Below are 19,832 nucleotides of genomic sequence, written 5' to 3'. Positions count from 1 at the left end.
CTGGTTTCACCAGGCGGTTTCGCGGGTGCGGGCGGTGGCCTGAGTGATGAGATGGTGTAGTTCGGCGGCGAGGCGGGGTGTGGTGACGGGGAAGGCTTCGACGCGTTCGCCCTCGCGGAACAGGTAGCGGCCGTCGTCGATGTAGTCGACGATCTGCAGGCGCGTGCCGCCCTCCTTCCAGCCGTCGAGGGCGGGGCCGAGGTCGACGCGGAATTCTGCGTAGGTGCGGAACGGGCGCTTCAGGAAGCGGGTGGCCAGCTCGCCGGGAGTGCGGCGGGAGCCCGGAGTCTGGGGTTCGGTCAGCTCGTCGCGGTGGACGTTGAAGCCTTGATGCTTGCCCGGCGGGATCGAGGGCAGGACCGCGATCAGGCGTTGGGTGACGGTCTTCGCCGGCCGCAGATAGATCAGGATGTTGCCGCCCCGGCCGTATTCGGCGCCCGGGAGCTGCGCGGCGACGACACCGTTGCCCGCCTCGGTGACCGCACAGGCGCGGACCATGCGCGTGCGGCCGTCGAACCGATGCCCGAACAGCTCCACGCGGATTTCGGGGTGGGCCAGCGCGTGCAGCGCGTGATAGAGCGCTTCGTCGGCGCCGATCTTGGCGATCAGCGAATCCGCGGCGTAGCGGCACTCCTGATCGAACTCGTCCTGGGTTTCCACGCCCGAGGTGAAGGTGAGCGGCCACGGCATCCGGTCGCGGCCGAGTGTTTCCCAGGCGACCCAGAATTCGAACGGGGTCAGTTCCCAGGCGTCGGTCATGCGTCGCCGCCGATCACCGGCGGAACGTGCGGGCGGTCGGGGCCGAGCAGTTCCTCGTGCACACCGCGCAGGTAGTCGGGGGCCTTGTGCTCGTCCTCGTCGTCCTTGCCGCCGCGGGCGCCGGGTGCCATTCCGCCCATGCCACCCGTGCCCGCACGGCCCGCTGCCCCGGTGCCGGGGGTGCTCGCGGTGCCGCCGCGTTGGGGGTTCTGGGCACCGGCACCGGGCACGGCTGTACCTGTGCCGGGCGCGCTCGGGTTCCCGCCTCCGCCGCTCGTGCCGCCGCCTCCCGGGGTGCCACCGCCGGGAGAGCCGCTGCCGGGAGAGCCGCCGGGTGTGCCGGTCAGTGTGGTGGCGGCCGGCGCGGTGCTGTCGGGATCCGTCGCGGCGGGCGAGGTGGTGTCGGGGTTCTCGGTCGTCTCGGGGTCGGCCGTTGTCGAGGTGTCGTCGGTGGTGTCGTCCGGAGTGGCCGTCGTCGGGTCGGTCGGGGTGGTGGCGGGCGTCGTATCGCCGGGATCGGTCACGCCGTTCGTGCCGGTCGTGGTGCCGTCGGTCGCGCCGTTGCCGGTGGGCCGGTAGGTGGTGCCGTCGTCGGCCGGGTTGCCGGACTGCGGCTTCGTCGGCGCGGGCACCTTCGGGACCTGGGTGTCGGATTGCAGCGCGACCGGCCGGTAGACGGTGTTCATCACCTCGCGCGCCGCGGCCTGCGCGGCTTCGGCGCGCGCGGTGCTCGCGCTGTCCATCGCCAACCCCGACATCGGCGACAGGATCTGCACGATCACGCCCATCTTGGTGTCGGACTGACTCTCCGACTCGTGCGGCACCGAATACTTCACCTGCTGGAACCCGGACCGCGCCTCCGCCATCTTGTTGGCGATGAGCCGCGCCGCCTGATCCACCTTGTGGATATCGGCCAGATACTGCTTGGTGCTCGCCAGCGCCTGGGTCGCCGCGGCGCCCGCCCACCCGCGCTCCATCTCCTTCTGGATGTTGTCGTGGAAGGCGGTGGCCTTGGCGGTGGTGTCGTCGGCGAGCTGGGTCCAGCCCTGGATGCTGGTGCTCATCTGGGTGATGTCGATCGACTCGACGAACTGCCTGATCCGCGCGTGCGACATGTCATGGAAGCTCTCCATCACGCCGCCGAGCCGCTGCGGATCATATTCACCGGTGAACCCGGCGGTCAGCGCGCTGTTGGCGGCGTAGAGATCGGCCCGTTCCCGATTACCGTCGGCCTGCGCGGTCAGCTCCGAATCGGTGGCGCTGACATCGGAATCGAACAGCTCACCGACGCGACCGGCCAGCGTCGGGATGGTGGTCCGCGGATTCGCGAGATCCGACAGGAACTCTCCGAGCGACATGTCTCCCCCTGAGGTCAGTCGAGCGTGGTCGTCTGCTGCTTGATGGCCAGTTGCGTCGCTTCGTCGCAGTTCTTGTACGCCGCACCGGCTTTGCGGTACATGTCGGCCATTTGGGTGAGGATTTCGATGTGCTGGCGGGCGGCATCGAAGTACGAACCGGAACCCTCGCCGCCTTCGGCCAGGTTGGCGAACTTCTTGGCGAGTTCTTTCGCGGAGTTGAGGTCGCCGAACGAATCGACGGTGACCATGCGCTGAGTCCGCCGGGCGAGCCCGTTCAGGTCGGTGATGTAGTCCTCGCACAGCTTCGCGCAGCGTTCAGCCGCGTCCACCTCGATGATGAGACGGCCCGCAGCCGCCTCGCTCGCCAGAGTCTGAAACTGCTGAGCCAAGATATTCGGTGCTGCCACTGCCCTCTCCTCTCGAATCCTCTCGACTATTGCGGCAGGTACGCCATGAAGTGCGGTGCCGCCGCGGCGGCCCACTCGCATGGATCGGTCGTCGATTTGTCGCTGAGGAATCTCATCGCCGACACCGAGACGCGGCCCCGACTCGTGTCGAAGGTGACCTGGCATTCGTTCGGCGGGGTTTGCGAACCGACGTAGTGCTGAAGCGCGCGACGGTCACCGATCGTCACATCGCGGAATTCGCTGAAGCGGTCGTTCGCGCGGAACTCATCGAGCGTGTGGGTGGTCGAGATCAGGCCGATGTAGTGTCCGCCAGCCGACCAGTCGCACCCTTTCCAGTCCTCGCGACCGACAGTGAACGGATTGTCGTCCTTCGACGCCGGATCGGCCCCCGCCGCGACCAACGCCCCCTCCGGCACCGTGCACGGATCGAACAACTGCTCCTTCGTCAACGGCGCCCCACTGACCTCGGCCTGCCCACCGCCCTCCTCGGAGCACCCCGCGAGCACCAGCACGGCGCAGGCCCCGACGGCCAACCCGATCAGTCGCATCGTCTCTCCCTTTCCGCGCAACCCACTCAATAGTCTTTGACGCGGCCGGGGCCGGTTCGGTTCCCGCCCGGCTCAGGCCGGGACGTTGGCTTCGTGGCCGAGGGTGCGGAGGGCGGCCTTGATCTTGGACTGGGCCTCGTCGAGGGATTCGGGGGAGGGGTCGGTGTCGGCGCCGGAGATGTCGAAGTCGCCCATGGTGTAGGCCGGGAAGACGTGGGTGTGCAGGTGGGGGACCTCCAGGCCGGCGATGAGCAGGCCGGCGCGGGGGGCGTCGAAAGCGAGGCGGACGGCCTGGCCGATGGTCTGGGCGAGGCCCGTCATCCTGGCCATGACGGCGGGGTCGACGTCCTGCCACTGGTCGATCTCGGCGCGCGGCACGATGAGGGTGTGGCCCTGGGTGACGGGGGCGATGGTGAGGAAGGCGACGAATTCGTCGTCGGTCCAGACGAAGCGGCCGGGGAGCTGTCCTGCGATGATCGCGCTGAAGACGGATGCCATAGCCGCGAGCCTAACTAGATGCCGACGAAATGCGACAGGATGCCCTGCACCTCGTAGATGTCGACCTGCCGGTTGAACCGCTGCTTGACTGGCTCGTTGCCGCTGCCGATCCAGATGTAGAGCTCGGCGTCGAGGTCGAAGGTGCCCGCGGTCTCGACGGCGAAATGGGTGATCGAGCGGTACGGGATGCTGTGGTAACTCACCTTGCGCCCGGTGACGCCCTGTTTGTCGACCAGGATCAGGCGCCGATTGGTGAACAGCATCGCGTCGCGCACCAGGATGAACGCCGAATACACCTGCTCACCCTGCCCGAACAGCTTGGCGTACTCCTGCTGGGCGGCGGCCGGGTCGATGCGACCCGCGTTGCCCATCATCCCGTCGAGCAGACCCATGACGTTCTCCCCTCGCCCGTTCCCGGCGGTGTGGTGCCGCCGACCCCATTGTCCCCCAAGCGAACCCGTCGCGGGGGGGCCTGCGCGGGTGAATTCCCGGTACGGGCCGGGGGAGGGGAACCGTGGTCACCGCCACCGGATATTGCGACTCGATGGCAGGCCGGGGCGTGCGAAGTGCGTGCGAAGTGCGCGACTAATCTGTGACCGTGCGCGTACTCGTCATCGGTTCCGGAGCCCGTGAACATGCCCTCGTCCTGGCGCTGCGCCGGGATCCGTCGGTGACGGCGGTGATCGCGGCCCCCGGCAATCCCGGCATCGGCCAGCAGGCCGAACTACGCCAGGTCGACCCCTGCTCGGCCGAGGCCGTCGTGGCGCTGGCGACCGATGTGGCCGCCGACCTCGTGGTGATCGGGCCCGAGGTGCCGCTGGTGCTCGGCATCGCCGACGCCGTGCGCGCGGCCGGCTTCCCCGTGTTCGGCCCGTCCGCCGACGCGGCCAGGATCGAGGGGTCGAAGGCGTTCGCCAAGGACGTGATGGCGGCGGCGGGTGTTCGGACCGCGCACAGCGAGATCGTCGACAACCCCGCCGACCTGGACGCGGCCCTGGACCGCTTCGGCCCGACCTGGGTGGTCAAGGACGACGGCTTGGCCGCAGGCAAGGGCGTCGTGGTGACCGCCGATCGGCGCGCGGCCCGCGATCACGGCGCCGAGCTGCTCGAACAGGGGCATCCGGTGCTGCTGGAATCGTTCCTGGACGGGCCCGAGGTGTCGCTGTTCTGTCTGGTCGACGGCGAGACCGTCGTCCCGCTGCTGCCGGCGCAGGACCACAAGCGCGTCGGCGACGGCGACTCCGGCCCCAACACCGGCGGCATGGGCGCCTACACCCCGCTGCCGTGGCTGCCCGCCGAGACGCTGACCGAGATCGTCGAGGACGTGGTGAAGCCGGTCGCGGCCGAGTTGGTGCGCCGGGGCAGCGCGTTCTCCGGCCTGCTGTATGCCGGGCTCGCGGTCGGGTCGAACGGGCCCGCCGTCGTCGAATTCAATTGCCGCTTCGGCGATCCCGAGACCCAGGCCGTGCTGGCCCTGCTCGACAGCCCCTTCGCCGAACTGCTGCACGCCACCGCCACCGGCCGCCTGGCCGAGGTCGAGCCGCCGCGCTGGAAGGACGGCGCCGCGATCACCGTCGTCCTCGCCGCCGAGAACTACCCGGCCCGCCCGCGCACCGGCGACGTGATCACCGGCGCCGAGGACAACCTCGACGGCGACACCCTCGTCCTGCACGCGGGCACCGGCCAGCGCGAGGACAAGGCCCTGGTCTCCGCGGGCGGCCGCGTCCTCAACGTCGTCGGCGTCGGCGCCGACCTCGCCCAGGCCAGGGAACGCGCCTACGCCCGGCTGGCCCAGATCAAGCTGCCCGGCAGCCATTTCCGCACCGACATCGGCGCCACCGAGGTCGTCATCCCCGAACGGGCGGTCGCGGCCGAGTAGGAGCCTGCGATCAGGTCGTAGAGGGTCAGTCAGCACTCACGTAGGCTGAGCCCATGTCGGCACCACGCGAGAACTCCGCCCGGGTGGTCACCGTCGAGGAGTTCTTGGCGGGGGCTCCCGAAGAGTTCGGTGATATCCACGACGGCGTGCTCATCGAGTGCATGGCGCAGTCGCCCGAGCACGATCTGGTTGTTCGCCGACTCGCAGCAGCACTGGAATACGCCGTGGACCCGGATGGGCCCTGCCGCGAAGTGCACAGCGATACCCCGGTGCGACTCGCCGACAGCGAGACATCCGACGCCACCCATCGCCTGCGGGTCCGCTATCCAGACGTCATGCTTCGCGATTGCAGTGCAGGCGGTTACGACGTACAGACCGTGGCCGGGGAGACGCTCTTGGTCGCCGAGATCACCTCCGAGGGGACAGTCGACGCTGATATCGGCATCAAGCGCGAGTTGTATGCTCGCGCAGGTATCCCGGTGTATCTCATCGTGCATTTCGACAAGGACTGGCAGCAGATCACCGAAATCGAGGAGTGCCGTCTGGACTGGTCCGGCCGGCGGTACGTCACTCGGCACACCCATACCGATGCCCTCGTGCTGACCAGCCCGGTGGCTCTCGCAGTGACTTTCAACGACTTGCAGAGCCGGCTGCCGCGACGCCGTTGAACAGCATGCCGGCGGGGTCGCTCGCCGCGAACCTCAGGTCAGGCTGAGGCCGTGTAGGGCCAGCCAGGCCTGGGGGTCGACGTGTTGGCCGTTCTGGACGATCTCGAAGTGCAGGTGGGGGCCGGTGGAGTCGCCGCGGTTGCCGATGCGGGCGATCTGCATGCCGGCGGGGACGCGTTCGCCCTGCGAGACGAAGAAGTCGTACATGTGGCCGTAGATGCTGATGGTGCCGTCGTCGTGGCGGATGCGGACCCACAGGCCGAAGCCCTGGGCCGGGCCCGCCTCGACGACGGTGCCGTCGGCGACGGCGTAGATGGGGCTGCCGATGGGGGCGGCGATGTCGATGCCGCGGTGCATGGTGCCCCAGCGGGAGCCGAAGCCCGAGGTGAACGCGCCCTTGGCGGGCAAGCTGAAGCCGCCGCCGGAGGGGGTCGAGCCCGGCACCATCACGCCGGGGACCACCGGGGCGCGCTGACCCATCCAGTCCTGCCATTCGCCCGAGGCGGCAGCCGCGGCCTCGGCCTTGGCGCGTTCCAGCGTCGCGCGGGCCGCCGCGGCGACCACGGCGGCCTCACGCCGCTTCTCACCCGCGGCGATGGCGGCGAGCAGCCGACTCGACGACTGTGGGTTCGGCAGCAGCTGCGGGGTGTAGGCGATGGCGACGTGCTGGGCCTCGCCCAATGCCACGGGGCGGTCGCTCGGCACGTCGGCGCGCTGGGCGTCGGCGGCGACGAACACCGCGACGATCGCGACGCCGGCGATCAGCACCCGCCGTTCGATGAGCACCTGGCGCACGCGGTCCCGGCTCGGCCGCCGCTCCCACAGCGTCTCGGCGAGTGCCTTGGGGCGTAGCCAGAAGACTTTGCGCACCTCGCCCGCGCGCAGCTCGTCCGCGATCTCGCCGACCACGGGATGCGCCGCGGTCCAGCCACGCACCCGGTCCCTGACGCCGATTTCTGGCCGCAGCTGTGAGCGCCAATCCGCCTGCAGGATATGGCCGTTGGCGGTGAAAACCCGGCGCCGAGCCACACGATCGCCCATCGCGGCGTCAGCGGCTGTAGAGCTGTCGTCAGCGTCAGCGTCAGCGTCAGCGTCAGCATCAGCATCAGTGGCAGCGGCAGCGGTGGCACTGGCTGTGGGGCGGTCGGCCGCGGTAGCGGTGGCTGTCGAGCTGTCGGTGACGGCAGCGTCAGCAGTGGTTGTGGGGCGGTCGGCCGCGGCCGCGGTGGCTGTCGAGCTGTCGGCGAAGGCAGCGGCAGCGGTGGTTGTGGAGCTGTCAGCGGCGGCGGCAGCGGTGACTGCATCTGCGTCATCCGCCGCAGCTGGTTCGTCGCGGCCGACGCGCGAGACCGCGTCGCGCTCGGTGTCGGCTGAACTCACAGGCGACGACGGGTCTGCCGCGGGGATCGCGGCGGTGTCAGTGGTGGGCGCGGACGATGTCCGGTCCGCTGCGGCGCCGGAGGTCGTGTCGTCGGCCGACGCGGTATCGACCGTCGACGTCCGTCGTCGCCCTCGCGCCGTCTTCACCCACTCCATGCTGCCCCCGCGCCCCGGCCCCGACGCGGCCTCGCCTGCTGCGTCGGTGGCTGCGTATTCGCTGTCGGAGCCATTGTGCCGACCATATCGGTGAACGCCCGCATCCGGGTGCTCTACCGTTTTCGGGGTGTCCAGACAATCGCGCCGGTCGACCATTCCCCCCTTCTACGTCATGGACGTGTGGAAGGCTGCGGCCGAGCGGGCCAGAACGCACGGTGACGTGCTTGTCCTCGCGGCGGGCCAGCCCTCGACGCAGGCGCCCGCGCCCGTGCTGCGCGCCACCAGGGCCGCGATCGACCACGAGCTGCTCGGCTACACCGAGACCTTCGGCATCCTGCCGCTGCGCGAGGCCATCGCGGGCCATCACAGCGAGACCTACGGCTACGACGTGCACCCGGACGAGGTCGTGGTCACCACCGGTTCCTCCGGCGCGTTCACGCTGATCTTCCTGGCCGCCTTCGACGCGGGCGACACCGTCGTGGTGGCCAGGCCCGGCTACCCGGCCTACCGCAACACCCTCACCGCCCTCGGCTGCACGGTCGTCGAGCTCGACTGCGGCCCGCAGACCCGCTTCCAGCCGACCGTCGCCATGCTCGAGGCCCTGCCGGAACCGCCCGCGGGCCTGGTGGTGGCGAGCCCGGCGAACCCGACCGGCACCATGATCGACCCGGCCGAGCTGGCCGCGCTGGCCCGCTGGTGTGAGGCGAACGGCACGCTGCTGATCTCCGACGAGATCTACCACGGCATCACCTTCGGCGACTCGACCCCGACCGCCTCGGCCTGGGAGTTCTCCCGCGACGCGGTGGTGATCGGCTCGGTCTCGAAGTACTTCTCGATGACAGGCTGGCGGCTGGGCTGGATGCTCGCGCCCGCCGACCTGCGGCCCGCCCTGCAGCGGCTGGCCTCGAACATGACCGTGTGCCCGCCCGCCATCTCCCAGTACGCGGCGATCCACGCTTTCGGACCGGAAGCCAAGGATGAGCTGGACGGCCACGTGCGCCGCTACGCGCGCAACCGGGCACTGTTGCTGGAGGGTCTGCCGAGCATCGGGATCACCGACCTCGCGCCCGCCGACGGCGCCTTCTACGCCTACGCCGATATCGGTCACTTGACCAATGACTCACTGGCCTGGTGTGAGCGCGTGCTCGCCGAGACCGGCGTCGCGCTGGCGCCCGGACTCGACTTCGACACCGTGCACGGCATTCGCACGATTCGCTTCTCCTTCGCGGGCGCCACCGACGACATCGCCGCAGCACTTGACCGGTTGGGAAGGTTCCTGAAGGACTGACCAGTCTGGACTCAACAGTGATGTGCGACAACAACTTTGCCTAGTACGAACACATCTTTGCCGGGATGCGGTAAAACTCAGTTATCCCGATTTCCCGCGTTTCCCCGATGACGATTGCGCACGGTTGAACTGATGATGACTGGCACGATGGCACGGTGACCACCGCGACGACCCCGAAAGGCGAACGACGTCGCCAGGCCCTGGTGGCGGCGGCGGCTGAACTGTTGCTCGAAGGCGGCTTCGACGCGGTGCGACATCGCTCGGTGGCGTCGCGAGCCGATCTTCCGCTCGCCTCGACCACCTACTACTTCGAGTCCCTGGAAGATCTGATCGCCCGCGCCGTGGAGTTCAGCGGCGCGATCGAACTCGACGCCATGCGCCGCCGGGTCGGTGAGGTGAGCCACCGCCGTCGCGGCTCCGAGGCGACGGTCGACCTCGTCCTCGACCTGCTCGTCGGCCCCGACGACGGCGATCTGGACGCCAGGGGGCAGCTGATCGCCCGCTACGAGCGTTCCGTGGCCTCGGCGCGGCACCCCGAGTTACGCGAGGTCCAGCTCCGACTACGCACCCAGCTCGAAGAACTGCTCGCCGACGTGCTGCGCCGCTCCGATCGAGTGGTGCGCCCCGAGCAGTTGCGCCGCCTGGTCGCCGTCGTCGACGGCGCCGTCGTGGCCGCGCTGATAGAGGGTCATCCCGAACCGCGCCGCCCCGCACGGGCCGGTCTGCTGGAGATGATCGACATCGTCGCCCCGCCCGTCGTGCCGAACATGATGCCCCAGCAGCTGGAACGCGCGCGCCAATTAGACTGAGCGTTCGTGAGCCTTGTCCCGAACGTCCTCGCCACTCGTTACGCCAGCCCGGAGCTCGTCGCGCTCTGGTCGCCCGAGAACAAGATCGTGCTCGAGCGCCGGCTGTGGCTCGAGGTGCTGCGGGCGCAGGCCGCGCTCGGCATCGACGTCCCCGCGGGGGTGATCGAGGACTACGAGCGCGTGATCGCCCACGTCGACCTGGCCTCGATCGCCGAACGCGAGCGGGTCACCCGCCACGACGTGAAGGCGCGGATCGAGGAGTTCAACGCGCTGGCCGGGCACGAGCACGTGCACAAGGGCATGACCAGCCGCGACCTCACCGAGAACGTCGAGCAGCTGCAGATCCGGCTCTCGCTCGAGCACGTCTACGACCACGGCGTGGCCACCGCCGCCCGGCTGGCCGAGCGGGCCGCCGAGTACCAGGCGCTGGTGATGGCGGGTCGCTCGCACAATGTCGCCGCGCAGGCCACCACGCTGGGCAAGCGCTTCGCCTCCGCCGCCGACGAGGTGCTGGTCGCGCTCGCGCGGCTGCGCGACCTGATCGATCGCTACCCGCTGCGCGGGATCAAGGGCCCGATGGGCACCGCCCAGGACATGCTCGACCTGCTCGACGGTGACGCGGGCAAGCTGGCCGCCCTCGAGCAGCAGGTGGCCACCCACCTCGGCTTCGCGAACGTGTTCACCAGCGTCGGCCAGGTGTACCCGCGCTCGCTCGATCACGACGTGCTGTCGGCGCTGGTGCAGCTGGGCGCCGGCCCGTCCTCGTTCGCGCACACCATCCGGCTGATGGCGGGCCACGAGCTGGTCACCGAGGGCTTCCAGCCCGGCCAGGTCGGCTCGTCGGCGATGCCGCACAAGATGAACACCCGCTCCTGCGAGCGCGTCAACGGGCTGCAGGTCGTGCTGCGCGGCTACAGCTCGATGGCGGCCGAACTCGCCGGCGCGCAGTGGAACGAGGGCGACGTGTTCTGCTCGGTGGTGCGCCGCGTCGCGCTGCCCGACGCGTTCTTCGCCATCGACGGCCAGACCGAGACGTTCCTGACCGTGCTCGCCGAGTTCGGCGCCTACCCGGCCGTGGTCGCGCGTGAGCTCGACCGGTACCTGCCGTTCCTGGCCACCACCCGCATCCTGATGGCGGCGGTGCGCGCGGGTGTCGGTCGCGAGACCGCGCACGAGGTCATCAAGGAGCACGCGGTCGCGGTGGCGCTGGCCATGCGCGAGCAGGGCCGCGAGCCGGATCTGCTGGACCGGCTCGCCGCCGACGACCGGATGCCGCTGGACCGCGCCGCGCTCGATGCCGCGCTGGCCGACAAGTCGGCCTTCATCGGCGCCGCGTCGGATCAGGTGTCCGAGGTGATCGCGCAGGTGCAGAAGCTGGTCGAGGCCAACCCGGAGGCCGCGCGCTACACCCCGTCGCCGATCCTCTAGTCCCCGTGCCGCGTCCGGGTATTCGTGTCAGGGCGCGGCGCCTCGCGGGCATTTTAGGATGGGGTGTGAACCCCTACACGATCTTCAGCGACATCGTCGCGGGCCGGGCGCCCGCTTCCAAGGTCTACGAGGACGACGACTGCCTGGCCTTCATGGACATTCGTCCCGTGACGCCGGGGCATGTGCTCGTGGTGCCCAAAGTGGCCGCGCCGAGTCTGGCCGACCTCGATCCCGCCCTCGGCGGCAAGCTGTTCCAGGTGGGGCAGCGGATCGCCGCCGCGCTGCGCGCCAGCGAGGTGGCCGCCGACGGGGTGAACTTCTTTCTCGCCGACGGGGTGACGGCCGGGCAGGAAGTGTTCCATGTGCATCTGCACGTGATCCCGCGGACGCCGGGCGACGGTTTCGGGCTGCGCGCACGGCCGACGTCACCGCCGCGCGCCGACCTCGATTACCTCGCCGGGTCCATTCGCGGCGCCCTCACTCGCTGACTTCCGGGCGAACCGGTCATCCCGTACCGGAGGGTTTGCTGACGAAACGCCCATAACGCCGAATGCTTTCTGATCGTTCATCCGTGGGTTACTTTGGACTGTCATTGGCATGCGGTTATGGAGGGTGGGACTGTGCGTCGTACAGGTGTTGCTGCTTCAGTGCTGGCATTCGCCGTCGCCTTGCTCGGCCCCGCGATCGTGCACCCCGCCCCCGCGGCGGCGGCCCAGATCGTCGGGATGAACAACCTCAGCTCCACCCGGACGGCCATCACCGTCACCTCGCCCGCCATGGGGCGCAATATCGACCTGCAGGTGCTGCACCCGGCGGGCGGCGGTTCGCGCTCGACCTACTACCTGCTCGACGGTCTCGATCCCGGGATCGGCCAGAGCACCTGGACGAACGCGACCGATGCCGAGGCCTTCTTCCGCGGCAAGAACGTCAATGTGGTGATGCCGCTCGGCGGCCAGGCCAGCTACTACACCGACTGGATCGCCGACGACCCGCGCTTCGGCCGGTACAAGTGGGAAACCTTCCTCACCCAGGAACTGCCCGGCCTGATCGACGCCGAGTTCAACGGCAACGGCGTCAACGGCATCGGTGGCCTGTCGATGGGCGGCAACGCGGCCTACATCCTGGCCGCCCGGCACCCGGGGCTCTACCGCGCGGTCGCCGGGTACAGCGCGTGCCCGGACAGCGCGATGGCGGCGGGCGCGATCATGTTCTCCATCGCCAACCGCGGCGGCAACCCGGGCAACATGTGGGGCGCGCCGGGCAGTCCGGAATGGGCCGCCCACGACCCGGCCCTGATGGCCGAGCGGCTGCGCGGCAAGGCGCTGTACATGTCGACCGGCACCGGCATCCCCGGCCCGCACGAGGCCGAGCTCAAACCGCAGCTGGCGGAGAACATCTTCCTCGGCGGCCCGATCGAGCTCGGTGTCAACACCTGCATGGTGGCCTTCGAGCAGCGGCTGCGGGCCGCCGGTATCCCCGCCAAGATCGACTGGCACCCGGTCGGCACCCACTCGTGGTCCTACTGGGAGGACGCCCTGCACGCCTCCTGGCCGACCATCGGCCCTGCGCTCGGCGCCTGAGCATCGGCGACGCCGCGGGACTGCCCGCCGCGGCGAGCGGCCCGGACGAGGTACGAGGCCCGGCTCGACGGCTGACCAGCCGCGAGCCGGGCCTCGCGCGTTCGCGCGCTAACCCACCGACCGCCGACGCAGCATCGCGCCCGCGCCGACACCGACGATCGAAAGCCCGACGATGATCAGCACGTATCCCGCGGGGAAGCCCAGGATCTCGACGTACTCCCTGCGCTTCACCCGGTCACGCACGATCGTGTCGTCCGGCGCGGCACCGAAGATGAAATCGCTGGTGATGGCCGAGGGCTGGGTGATCCGCACGGAGAGCTGGGTGAGGTAGTTCTTTCCCGCGGCCAGTGACGCCAGGTCGGGGTCGGTGAGTTCGCCCACGGGCGAGGCGAATTCGGTGAACGTGGACTGCGTCGCCGCGTCCGGGTCGGTGCGCGTGACGCGGTGGTCGCCGAACACGTACAGCCGCACCGACTGCGGCGTGGTCGCGGCGGCGGACATGCGCATCGGATAGATCAGCCGATCCGAGTCGAAGGTGAGGCGGACCGGATCGAGCGCGCCCGACAGCGGGGTCGCGCTGGTGAGGCGCATGGCCACGAACGACCAGCCCTCTCGCAGATAGGGATCCAGCGTCGCGCTTACCTCCGGCCGGAGCTGATAGCCGTTGGCAGCCAACCACTCCCTGACTCCGGTCAGATCGCCGCCGCGCAGGGTCGTCGCCTCCAGCGGCCCGAGCTGGACCTGCCCGAGCACCTCGGGCCCCGAACCGGGCGCGGCGCCCGAGGTCTCGCCGGTGTCGCGGCCGAACCAGTACCGGTCGGTGACCACTTCCGGCGCGGTCAGCCGGGACAGCTCGGCGAACGCGGCGGAGCTGCCCGCCGTGACGGTCGCCGGGGTGGGCGTCGGCATGATCAGGGCCGCGTCGGCGCCGTCGAACCGCATGTCCAGGCGCATCAGTATCGACTCGCGCCGCCCGTCCCAGCCGAGTACGGCGGTCTCACCGTCGACCCGCGCCGAATCGCCCCGGCCGACGACACCACCGCAGGCGCACGCCGTCGCAGGCGTCAGCGCCACCGTGGCCGTCGCGACCACCACCCCCACTGTCACGGCGAGCGACCGAATCGCGTTACGCATCCCCATGGGAGCAGGCTACGCACTCCCGGCTCCTCGGCAATCGGTAGAAATACCCACGCGCGCAAAGACTCCCGTGTGCGAGGCGGCCGACTGCCGCGATGTCGGCTCTCGCCCGGCCGCCGACACCACGCGCCATGTCGATGTCGAACGGTCGGCGACGGCACCTCGACACCCACGCCTTTGCTCAGCCCTCGGCACATGGCGCGGCGGCTCGTCACGAGGTAGTCATGGGCGTTCAGCGGCGCGCTCGGTAGTACTCGCGCCGTTGCCGAGCTCCAGTGGCGGGCGCGGCTCGTCATGATATTTCCGTGAGCCTTCGGCGGAGGGTGCGGCGACGTTTCACGGCGTCGGCGTGGCATTCAGCCGCGGGCTCGGCGCCGAATCACGATGACGCCGATCAGGGCAGCGGCCGCGAGTCCGATCCCGGCGAACACCCACCCGCGCGGCACTCCGAAGAGTTCCACGTTCTCGACGTGGGTGACGGTCTGGCGGAAGGGTTCGTCGCTCGCCGCGCGGACGAAGGTGGCGTCGGTGGTGATCGTCGACGGAGCGGGGACGGTGGTGGTGAGGACCGTGAGGTAGTCGTGGCCGCGCTGGATCGGCTCGTTCAGCAGTGCTTGATCGGCTGGTGTGAGGCGACCGGCGAACTCGATGTCGATGTTGTGCTGGTTGGCGTCGGAGTCCCCGCGCGCGAGTCGATGATCGGCCAGCACGTACATCTTGGTTGTCATCGGTCCGGGCGCCCCTCGGTCGGCCCGCATGGGGTAGATGAGCCGATCGGTCTCGAAGCGCAGCCGGACGGGCTCGGTGGAGACGCGCCCGTCCGGATTGTCGAAGGTGATGCCCCGGTGCATGGCTTCGCCGAGCTGGACGGCGGTGAACGACCAGCCCTCCCGGCGGTAGCCCTCCAGCGCGTCGCGCGTGGTGGGGTCGACGGCGATGCCTCGGGCCGACAGCCACGCGTCGACGGCCTCCAGTGAGCCGGACAGGCTCGGCGGTCCCGGTGGCGACATTCCGCCGAAGACGCTGATGTAGTGCTGGGCCGGTGGTGGTTCCACGGCGGTGAACCAGTTCCGATCCACGACGACTTCGGGTGCGCTGAGGTCGTGCAGCGCGCCGAACAAGCCCGGCTCGACCGGTGCGGTCTCCGCTGGGGCCGGCGTCGGAACCACCACCGCGAGCTGCTCGGATTCCGCCTGGATCGACGGGTCGATGACCAGCGTCTCGGTCCGTCCGTCCCAGGTCAGGAACACATTCGTGAACCCGGCCGAGGGCGGCGGCGAACCGGCGGGGCCGAGCGGAACGGCGGCCGACGCCACCGGCGTACTCGCCCACAGCGCCGCGACGGCGAGGCCGAGGCGGAGGGCGGCGATCATGCGCATCGGCCCAATCTAGTGAACAGCGCAGTTCGTGCCGCGGCCGAGTTGGCGGGCCGCTGACCACGGCTGCGGCTACGGTGGAGCGCATGGCTGGCGAGAATGTGACGGTGTCGGCGCCGAGTGCGAAGAAGGTGCCCACCGAGCGGGTGCACCACGGCGATACGTTCGTCGACGAATACGAGTGGCTACGGGACAAGGAGAATCCCGAGGTCATCGCGTATCTCGAGGCCGAGAACGCGTACACCGAGGCACGGACGGGCCAGCTGCAGCCGCTGCGGGACAAGATCTTCGACGAGATCAAGGCCCGCACCCAGGAGACCGACCTGTCGGTGCCGACGCGGCTGGGCGAGTACTGGTACTACTCGCGCAGCTTCGAGGGCAAGCAGTACGGGGTGCACTGCCGCTGTCCGATCGACGCGAACGCCGAGGGCATCGACGCGTGGACGCCGCCGCAGCTCGAGGTCGACACGGTGATCGAGGGCGAACAGGTGCTGCTCGACAGCAACGTCCTCGCCGAGGGCCTCGACTTCTTCGCGCTGGGCGCGTTCTCGCTGAGCCACGACGGCAATCTGCTGGCCTACTCCGTCGACAGCACCGGCGACGAGCGCTACACGCTGCGCATCAAGGACCTGCGCACCGGCGAACTGCTGCCCGACGAGGTGGCGGGCGCCGCGCCCGGCGCGACCTGGTCGCTGGACGGGACGCACATCTTCTACCAGACCGTCGACGAGTCCTGGCGGCCCGACACCGTGTGGCGCCACCGCGTCGGCACCGCCTCCGACGCCGACGTGACGGTGTTCCACGAGCCCGACGAGCGCTACTGGGTGAGCGTCGGCGCCACCCGCTCCGAGAAGTACCTGATGATCTGGCTCGGTTCCAAGATCACCACCGAGGGCTGGGTGCTGGAGTCCGACAATCCCGAGGGCGAGTTCCGGGTGCTGCTCGCGCGCCGCGAGGGTGTCGAGTACTCGGCCGAGCACGCGGTGATCGGCGGCGAGGACCGCTTCCTGATCCTGCACAACGACGTGGTCGACGGGGTGAAGGCGGAGAACTTCGTGCTGGCCGAGGCGCCGGCCGACGACCCGTCGGACATGACCGTCCTGGTCGGGCACCGCGAGGACGTGCGGCTCGAGGACATCGACGCCTTCGCCAACCACCTGGTGCTCAGCTACCGTCGCGACGCGCTGCCCCGGCTGTCGGTGTGGCCGCTCACCGCGGACGGCTACGGCGAGCTCACCGAGCTCGACTTCGGTCTCGAATTGTTCTCCGCCGGTGCGGGTTCCAGCCCGGAGTGGGAACAGCCGACGCTGCGGGTCGGGGTCACCTCGTTCATCACGCCGATGCAGGTGTTCGACTACGTGCCCGCCACCGGCGAGCTGCTGCTGCGCAAGGAACAGCCCGTTCTCGGCGGCTACGAGCCGAAAGACTATGAGCAGCATCGCGATTGGGCGGTGGCGTCCGACGGCACCCGGATCCCGATCTCGATCATCAAGCGCCGCGACCTGCCCGCCGACGGCCCGAAGCCCACGCTGCTCTACGGCTACGGCTCCTACGAGGCGAGCATCGACCCGTCGTTCTCGGTGTCGCGGCTCTCGCTGCTCGACCGCGGGATGGTGTTCGCGGTGGCGCACGTGCGCGGCGGCGGCGAGATGGGCAGGCTCTGGTACGAGCACGGCAAGACGCTGCGGAAGAAGAACACCTTCACCGACTTCGTCTCCTGCGCACAGCATCTCATCGACGCCGGGGTCACCGCTCCGGACCGGCTGATCGCCGACGGCGGCAGCGCGGGTGGGCTGCTGGTCGGCGCGGTGGCCAACCTGGCACCGGAGCTGTTCGCGGGCATCCTGGCCAACGTGCCGTTCGTCGACCCGCTGACCTCGATCCTCGACCCGTCGCTGCCGCTGACCGTGATCGAGTGGGACGAGTGGGGAAACCCGTTGGAACACAAGGACGTCTACGAGTACATGAAGTCCTACTCGCCGTACGAGAACGTCGAGGCCAAGGACTACCCGGCCATCCTGGCCATCACCAGCCTCAACGACACCCGCGTCCTCTACGTGGAACCGGCCAAGTGGGTCGCCAAACTGCGCGACACCAAGACCGGCGACAGCGAACTGCTCCTGAAGACGGAGATGAGCGCCGGCCACGGCGGCGTGAGCGGCCGCTACGAGAAGTGGAAGGAAGTGGCCTTCGAATACGCCTGGGTCCTCGACAAGGTCGGCCTGGCCGACGCGTAGAGGCGTGCGGTGATGTTCGTCGGGGCGTCATCGGTGGAGCACGCGGGCGTCACCTCGGGCTGACACCGTTGGTTCATGAACGCTGAGCTGCTCGTTTCCGTGTCGGGGATCCGGGACACCACCCGCGATGCCGCGATCGAGTTCGCTGCGGAGATGGACCAGCGGGCGGTGCGCCTGTCGCTGCTGGTCGCGCCCCGGTTGAAGGGCAAGTACCGGCTCGTCGACGATCCGGCGACGCAGTCGTGGCTGCGGGGCAGGCGGCTCGAGGGTGACGCGATCGTGCTGCACGGGTACGACCAGGCCGCGACCAAGCGCAGGCGCGCCGAGTTCGCGAGCCTGCCGCGGCACGAGGCCACGCTGCGGCTCAAGGCGGCCGACCGGGTGATGGAGCAGGTGGAACTGCGCACCCGCCTGTTCGCGGCGCCGCGCTGGGACGCCTCGGCGGGCGCGCTGGCCGCCCTGCCCGATGTGGGCTTCCGGCTCGCGCTCGGCCTCACCACCATCACCGACCTGGAACGCGCGGCGACGAGCAAGGCCAGGGTGTACGGGATCGGCGAGGGCTTCCGCGCCGAACCGTGGTGGTGTCGCGCCCTGGTGATGGGCGCCGCCCGCACCGCCCGCCGCGGTGGCACCCTGCGCCTGGCGATCTCGGCCGCGCAGTTGCAGCGCTCCGGCCCGCGCCAGGCGATGCTCGACGCCGTCGACCTCGCGCTCTACCACGGCGCGCGCAGCGACGTGTACCGCTGGGAACCGTTCGCCGCGGCCAAGGCTGCCTGACCGCCACCGCCGCGCGCAGCGGCGATCACGCGCGCGGCGGTGGCCCTTGTTCCGGCACCTCCGGCCTGGCGTCATGGGTGAACCCACCCGCCTCGGCCCTGGTCAGCGGTGTGCGGCGAGGGTTGTCCGTGAGCTGGCGCAGGCCGCGCCGGATGTCGGCGAGCAGCAACTGGACCATGTCGACGGTGAAGCCGTGTCGGAACACCGCCCGCATGATGGTCTCGTCCTGCCGGTCGGCGGGCAGCGGATAGGCGGCGATGAGCCAGCCACGGACCCGCAGCCGGTCGGACAGGTCATAGAGGTTGTAGTCGGCGCCGTCGACCAGTCGCCACGCCACCGCGGTGATGCCGCGCTCGGGTTCGCCCGCGTGGATCAGCTCGAACGGTCCCAGCGCGCGCAATCCCTCCGCGAAATGCCGGGCGACCAGGTAGATCGCGGACTGCACGCGGGTGTAGCCGGCCCGGCCGAGCCGGATGAAGTCGTAGTACTGGGTGATCACCTGGCCGCCGGGCCGGGAGAAGTTGAGGTTGAAGGTCGGCATGTGGCCGCCGAGATAGTCGACATCGAAGACCAGCTCCCTCGGCAGATCCGCGGCCTCGCGCCACACCACCCAGCCGACGCCGAGGGGCGCGAGCCCGGTCTTGTGGCCGGAGGCGTTGATCGACTTCACCCGCGGTAATCGGAAGTCCCACACCAGATCCGGGGCCGTGAACGGTCCGAGGAAGCCGCCGCTTGCCGCGTCGACGTGGATCGGGATGTCCGGCCCGCCGCTGGCGTGGAGCCGGTCCAGGGCCGCGCTGATCGCGGCGACGTCCTCGAACAGGCCGGTGAAGGTCTGGCCGAAAGTCGGCACCACCGCGATGGTGTTCGCGTCGCAGTAGGCCGCCAGATCGTCGGGGTGCAGGGTGTAGCGGTCGCCGCGCAGCGGCACCTGACGCAGCTCGACATCGAAGTAGCGGGCGAACTTCTCCCAGCACACCTGCACCGGGCCGCTCACCAGATTCGGGGTGCCGGTCCCGCCGCGCGCCCGCCACCGGAACTTGGCCGCCAGCCCGCCGAGCATCGCGGCCTCGCTGGAGCCGGTGGTGGAGGTGCCGAGGGTGGTCGCCGGGTCGGGCGCGTGCCACAGGTCGGCGAGCATCCGGACGCAGCGGTGCTCGAGCTCGGCGGTCTGCGGGTATTCGTCCTTGTCGACGATGTTCTTGTCCAGCGACTCCGCCATCAACCGGCGGGCGGGTTCGTCGATCCAGGTGGTGCAGAAGGTGGCGAGGTTCATCCGGGCGACGCCGTCGAGCAGCAGTTCGTCGTGCACGATCTCGTAGGCGACCTCGGGGAAGAGCTCGTAGGCGGGGAAGCCGCCGTGCGGTGCGGGGCGGGTGAAACCGGGAAGGCTGAAAAGGTCGTGAGGATCCGGGTTCTCGGCCATGGTGGGCTCCAGTCAGGGGGTGCACTGCCAGGTGTTAGCTCCAGGGGAATTCTGCAACGATTTGGCGCGAAAGTGCTCGATTCGAGCGTATCCGGAGGATGCTCAGCGGTTACTATGCGTG

General features: G+C 69.8%; 19 protein-coding genes. 9 read left to right on the top strand and 10 right to left on the bottom strand.

What is annotated here, in order from left to right:
* Positions 1–6: 6 nt before the first annotated feature.
* From DFR69_RS11520 to DFR69_RS11495, 6 genes are all read right to left on the bottom strand, one after another.
* Positions 7–759: an ESX secretion-associated protein EspG gene (locus DFR69_RS11520; protein WP_110037433.1), complete on the bottom strand. Its 753-nt coding sequence runs from the start codon at positions 757–759 to the stop codon at positions 7–9.
* Positions 756–2,117 (bottom strand): hypothetical protein, encoded by a 1,362-nt coding sequence (locus DFR69_RS35530; RefSeq protein WP_110037432.1) that lies wholly within the window; start codon positions 2,115–2,117, stop codon positions 756–758. Before DFR69_RS35530 ends, DFR69_RS11520 begins: the two co-directional genes overlap by 4 nt.
* A gap of 14 nt (positions 2,118–2,131) precedes the next feature.
* Positions 2,132–2,524, bottom strand: coding sequence for a hypothetical protein (locus DFR69_RS11510; protein ID WP_146229254.1), 393 nt, complete (start codon positions 2,522–2,524; stop codon positions 2,132–2,134).
* A gap of 26 nt (positions 2,525–2,550) precedes the next feature.
* On the bottom strand, positions 2,551–3,072 hold the full coding sequence (locus DFR69_RS11505; RefSeq protein WP_110037430.1) for a DUF3558 domain-containing protein: 522 nt from the start codon (positions 3,070–3,072) through the stop codon (positions 2,551–2,553).
* 72 nt (positions 3,073–3,144) lie between these two features.
* Positions 3,145–3,570 (bottom strand): HIT family protein, encoded by a 426-nt coding sequence (locus tag DFR69_RS11500; RefSeq protein WP_110037429.1) that lies wholly within the window; start codon positions 3,568–3,570, stop codon positions 3,145–3,147.
* Positions 3,571–3,584: 14 nt separating this feature from the next.
* Positions 3,585–3,962, bottom strand: coding sequence for a PH domain-containing protein (locus tag DFR69_RS11495; protein WP_110037428.1), 378 nt, complete (start codon positions 3,960–3,962; stop codon positions 3,585–3,587).
* Between the two features lie 206 nt (positions 3,963–4,168).
* Here DFR69_RS11495 and purD point away from each other — a divergent pair, with 206 nt between their 5' ends.
* Together purD and DFR69_RS11485 are read left to right on the top strand one after the other, a co-directional pair.
* A complete protein-coding gene (purD, locus tag DFR69_RS11490; RefSeq protein ID WP_110037591.1) occupies positions 4,169–5,449 on the top strand; it encodes a phosphoribosylamine--glycine ligase in 1,281 nt (426 codons plus the stop codon).
* Positions 5,450–5,502: 53 nt separating this feature from the next.
* Positions 5,503–6,117 (top strand): Uma2 family endonuclease, encoded by a 615-nt coding sequence (locus DFR69_RS11485; protein ID WP_110037427.1) that lies wholly within the window; start codon positions 5,503–5,505, stop codon positions 6,115–6,117.
* Positions 6,118–6,150: 33 nt separating this feature from the next.
* On the opposite strand, the gene DFR69_RS11480 is transcribed toward DFR69_RS11485, so the two are convergent.
* Positions 6,151–7,158: a M23 family metallopeptidase gene (locus DFR69_RS11480; RefSeq protein ID WP_110037426.1), complete on the bottom strand. Its 1,008-nt coding sequence runs from the start codon at positions 7,156–7,158 to the stop codon at positions 6,151–6,153.
* Positions 7,159–7,825: 667 nt separating this feature from the next.
* Between DFR69_RS11480 and DFR69_RS11475 the strand changes: the two genes are divergently transcribed.
* The 5 genes from DFR69_RS11475 to DFR69_RS11455 all read left to right on the top strand — a co-directional run bounded on the left by DFR69_RS11475 (position 7,826) and on the right by DFR69_RS11455 (position 12,758).
* Positions 7,826–8,941, top strand: coding sequence for a pyridoxal phosphate-dependent aminotransferase (locus tag DFR69_RS11475; protein WP_373866996.1), 1,116 nt, complete (start codon positions 7,826–7,828; stop codon positions 8,939–8,941).
* 155 nt (positions 8,942–9,096) lie between these two features.
* Positions 9,097–9,750 carry a TetR/AcrR family transcriptional regulator gene (locus DFR69_RS11470; protein ID WP_110037424.1) on the top strand — a complete coding sequence of 218 codons (654 nt, stop codon included), beginning with the start codon at positions 9,097–9,099 and terminating at the stop codon, positions 9,748–9,750.
* Positions 9,751–9,756: 6 nt separating this feature from the next.
* Positions 9,757–11,178, top strand: coding sequence for an adenylosuccinate lyase (purB, locus tag DFR69_RS11465; RefSeq protein WP_110037423.1), 1,422 nt, complete (start codon positions 9,757–9,759; stop codon positions 11,176–11,178).
* Between the two features lie 65 nt (positions 11,179–11,243).
* Positions 11,244–11,666, top strand: a complete 423-nt coding sequence (locus tag DFR69_RS11460) for an HIT family protein (RefSeq protein ID WP_110037422.1) — start codon at positions 11,244–11,246, stop codon at positions 11,664–11,666.
* Positions 11,667–11,825: 159 nt separating this feature from the next.
* Complete coding sequence (locus tag DFR69_RS11455; RefSeq protein ID WP_110037421.1) at positions 11,826–12,758, top strand: alpha/beta hydrolase; 933 nt, start codon at positions 11,826–11,828, stop codon at positions 12,756–12,758.
* A gap of 108 nt (positions 12,759–12,866) precedes the next feature.
* On the opposite strand, the gene DFR69_RS11450 is transcribed toward DFR69_RS11455, so the two are convergent.
* Entirely contained in the window at positions 12,867–13,898 is a 1,032-nt protein-coding gene (locus DFR69_RS11450; RefSeq protein WP_244198205.1) for a DUF2330 domain-containing protein, read from the bottom strand.
* Between the two features lie 353 nt (positions 13,899–14,251).
* On the bottom strand, positions 14,252–15,274 hold the full coding sequence (locus tag DFR69_RS11445) for a DUF2330 domain-containing protein (protein WP_110037420.1): 1,023 nt from the start codon (positions 15,272–15,274) through the stop codon (positions 14,252–14,254).
* An 83-nt stretch (positions 15,275–15,357) separates the two neighbouring features.
* On the opposite strand from DFR69_RS11445, the gene DFR69_RS11440 reads away from it, so the two are divergent.
* Both DFR69_RS11440 and DFR69_RS11435 read left to right on the top strand, forming a co-directional pair.
* Positions 15,358–17,508 carry a S9 family peptidase gene (locus tag DFR69_RS11440; protein WP_110037589.1) on the top strand — a complete coding sequence of 717 codons (2,151 nt, stop codon included), beginning with the start codon at positions 15,358–15,360 and terminating at the stop codon, positions 17,506–17,508.
* 75 nt (positions 17,509–17,583) lie between these two features.
* Positions 17,584–18,285: a DUF2334 domain-containing protein gene (locus DFR69_RS11435; protein ID WP_110037419.1), complete on the top strand. Its 702-nt coding sequence runs from the start codon at positions 17,584–17,586 to the stop codon at positions 18,283–18,285.
* Positions 18,286–18,310: 25 nt separating this feature from the next.
* Here the strand turns inward: DFR69_RS11435 and gad are convergent, their stop codons facing one another.
* The gene (gad, locus tag DFR69_RS11430) at positions 18,311–19,711 is read right to left on the bottom strand and encodes a glutamate decarboxylase (RefSeq protein ID WP_110037418.1); all 1,401 of its coding nucleotides are present in this window, start codon (positions 19,709–19,711) and stop codon (positions 18,311–18,313) included.
* Positions 19,712–19,832: the final 121 nt, after the last annotated feature.

This window comes from Nocardia neocaledoniensis (assembly GCF_003182135.1).
In the GTDB taxonomy this organism is placed as follows: domain Bacteria; phylum Actinomycetota; class Actinomycetes; order Mycobacteriales; family Mycobacteriaceae; genus Nocardia; species Nocardia neocaledoniensis.
The sequence above is the reverse complement of the archived record's forward strand: the minus strand, read 5'-3'. Positions and strand labels throughout refer to the sequence as shown.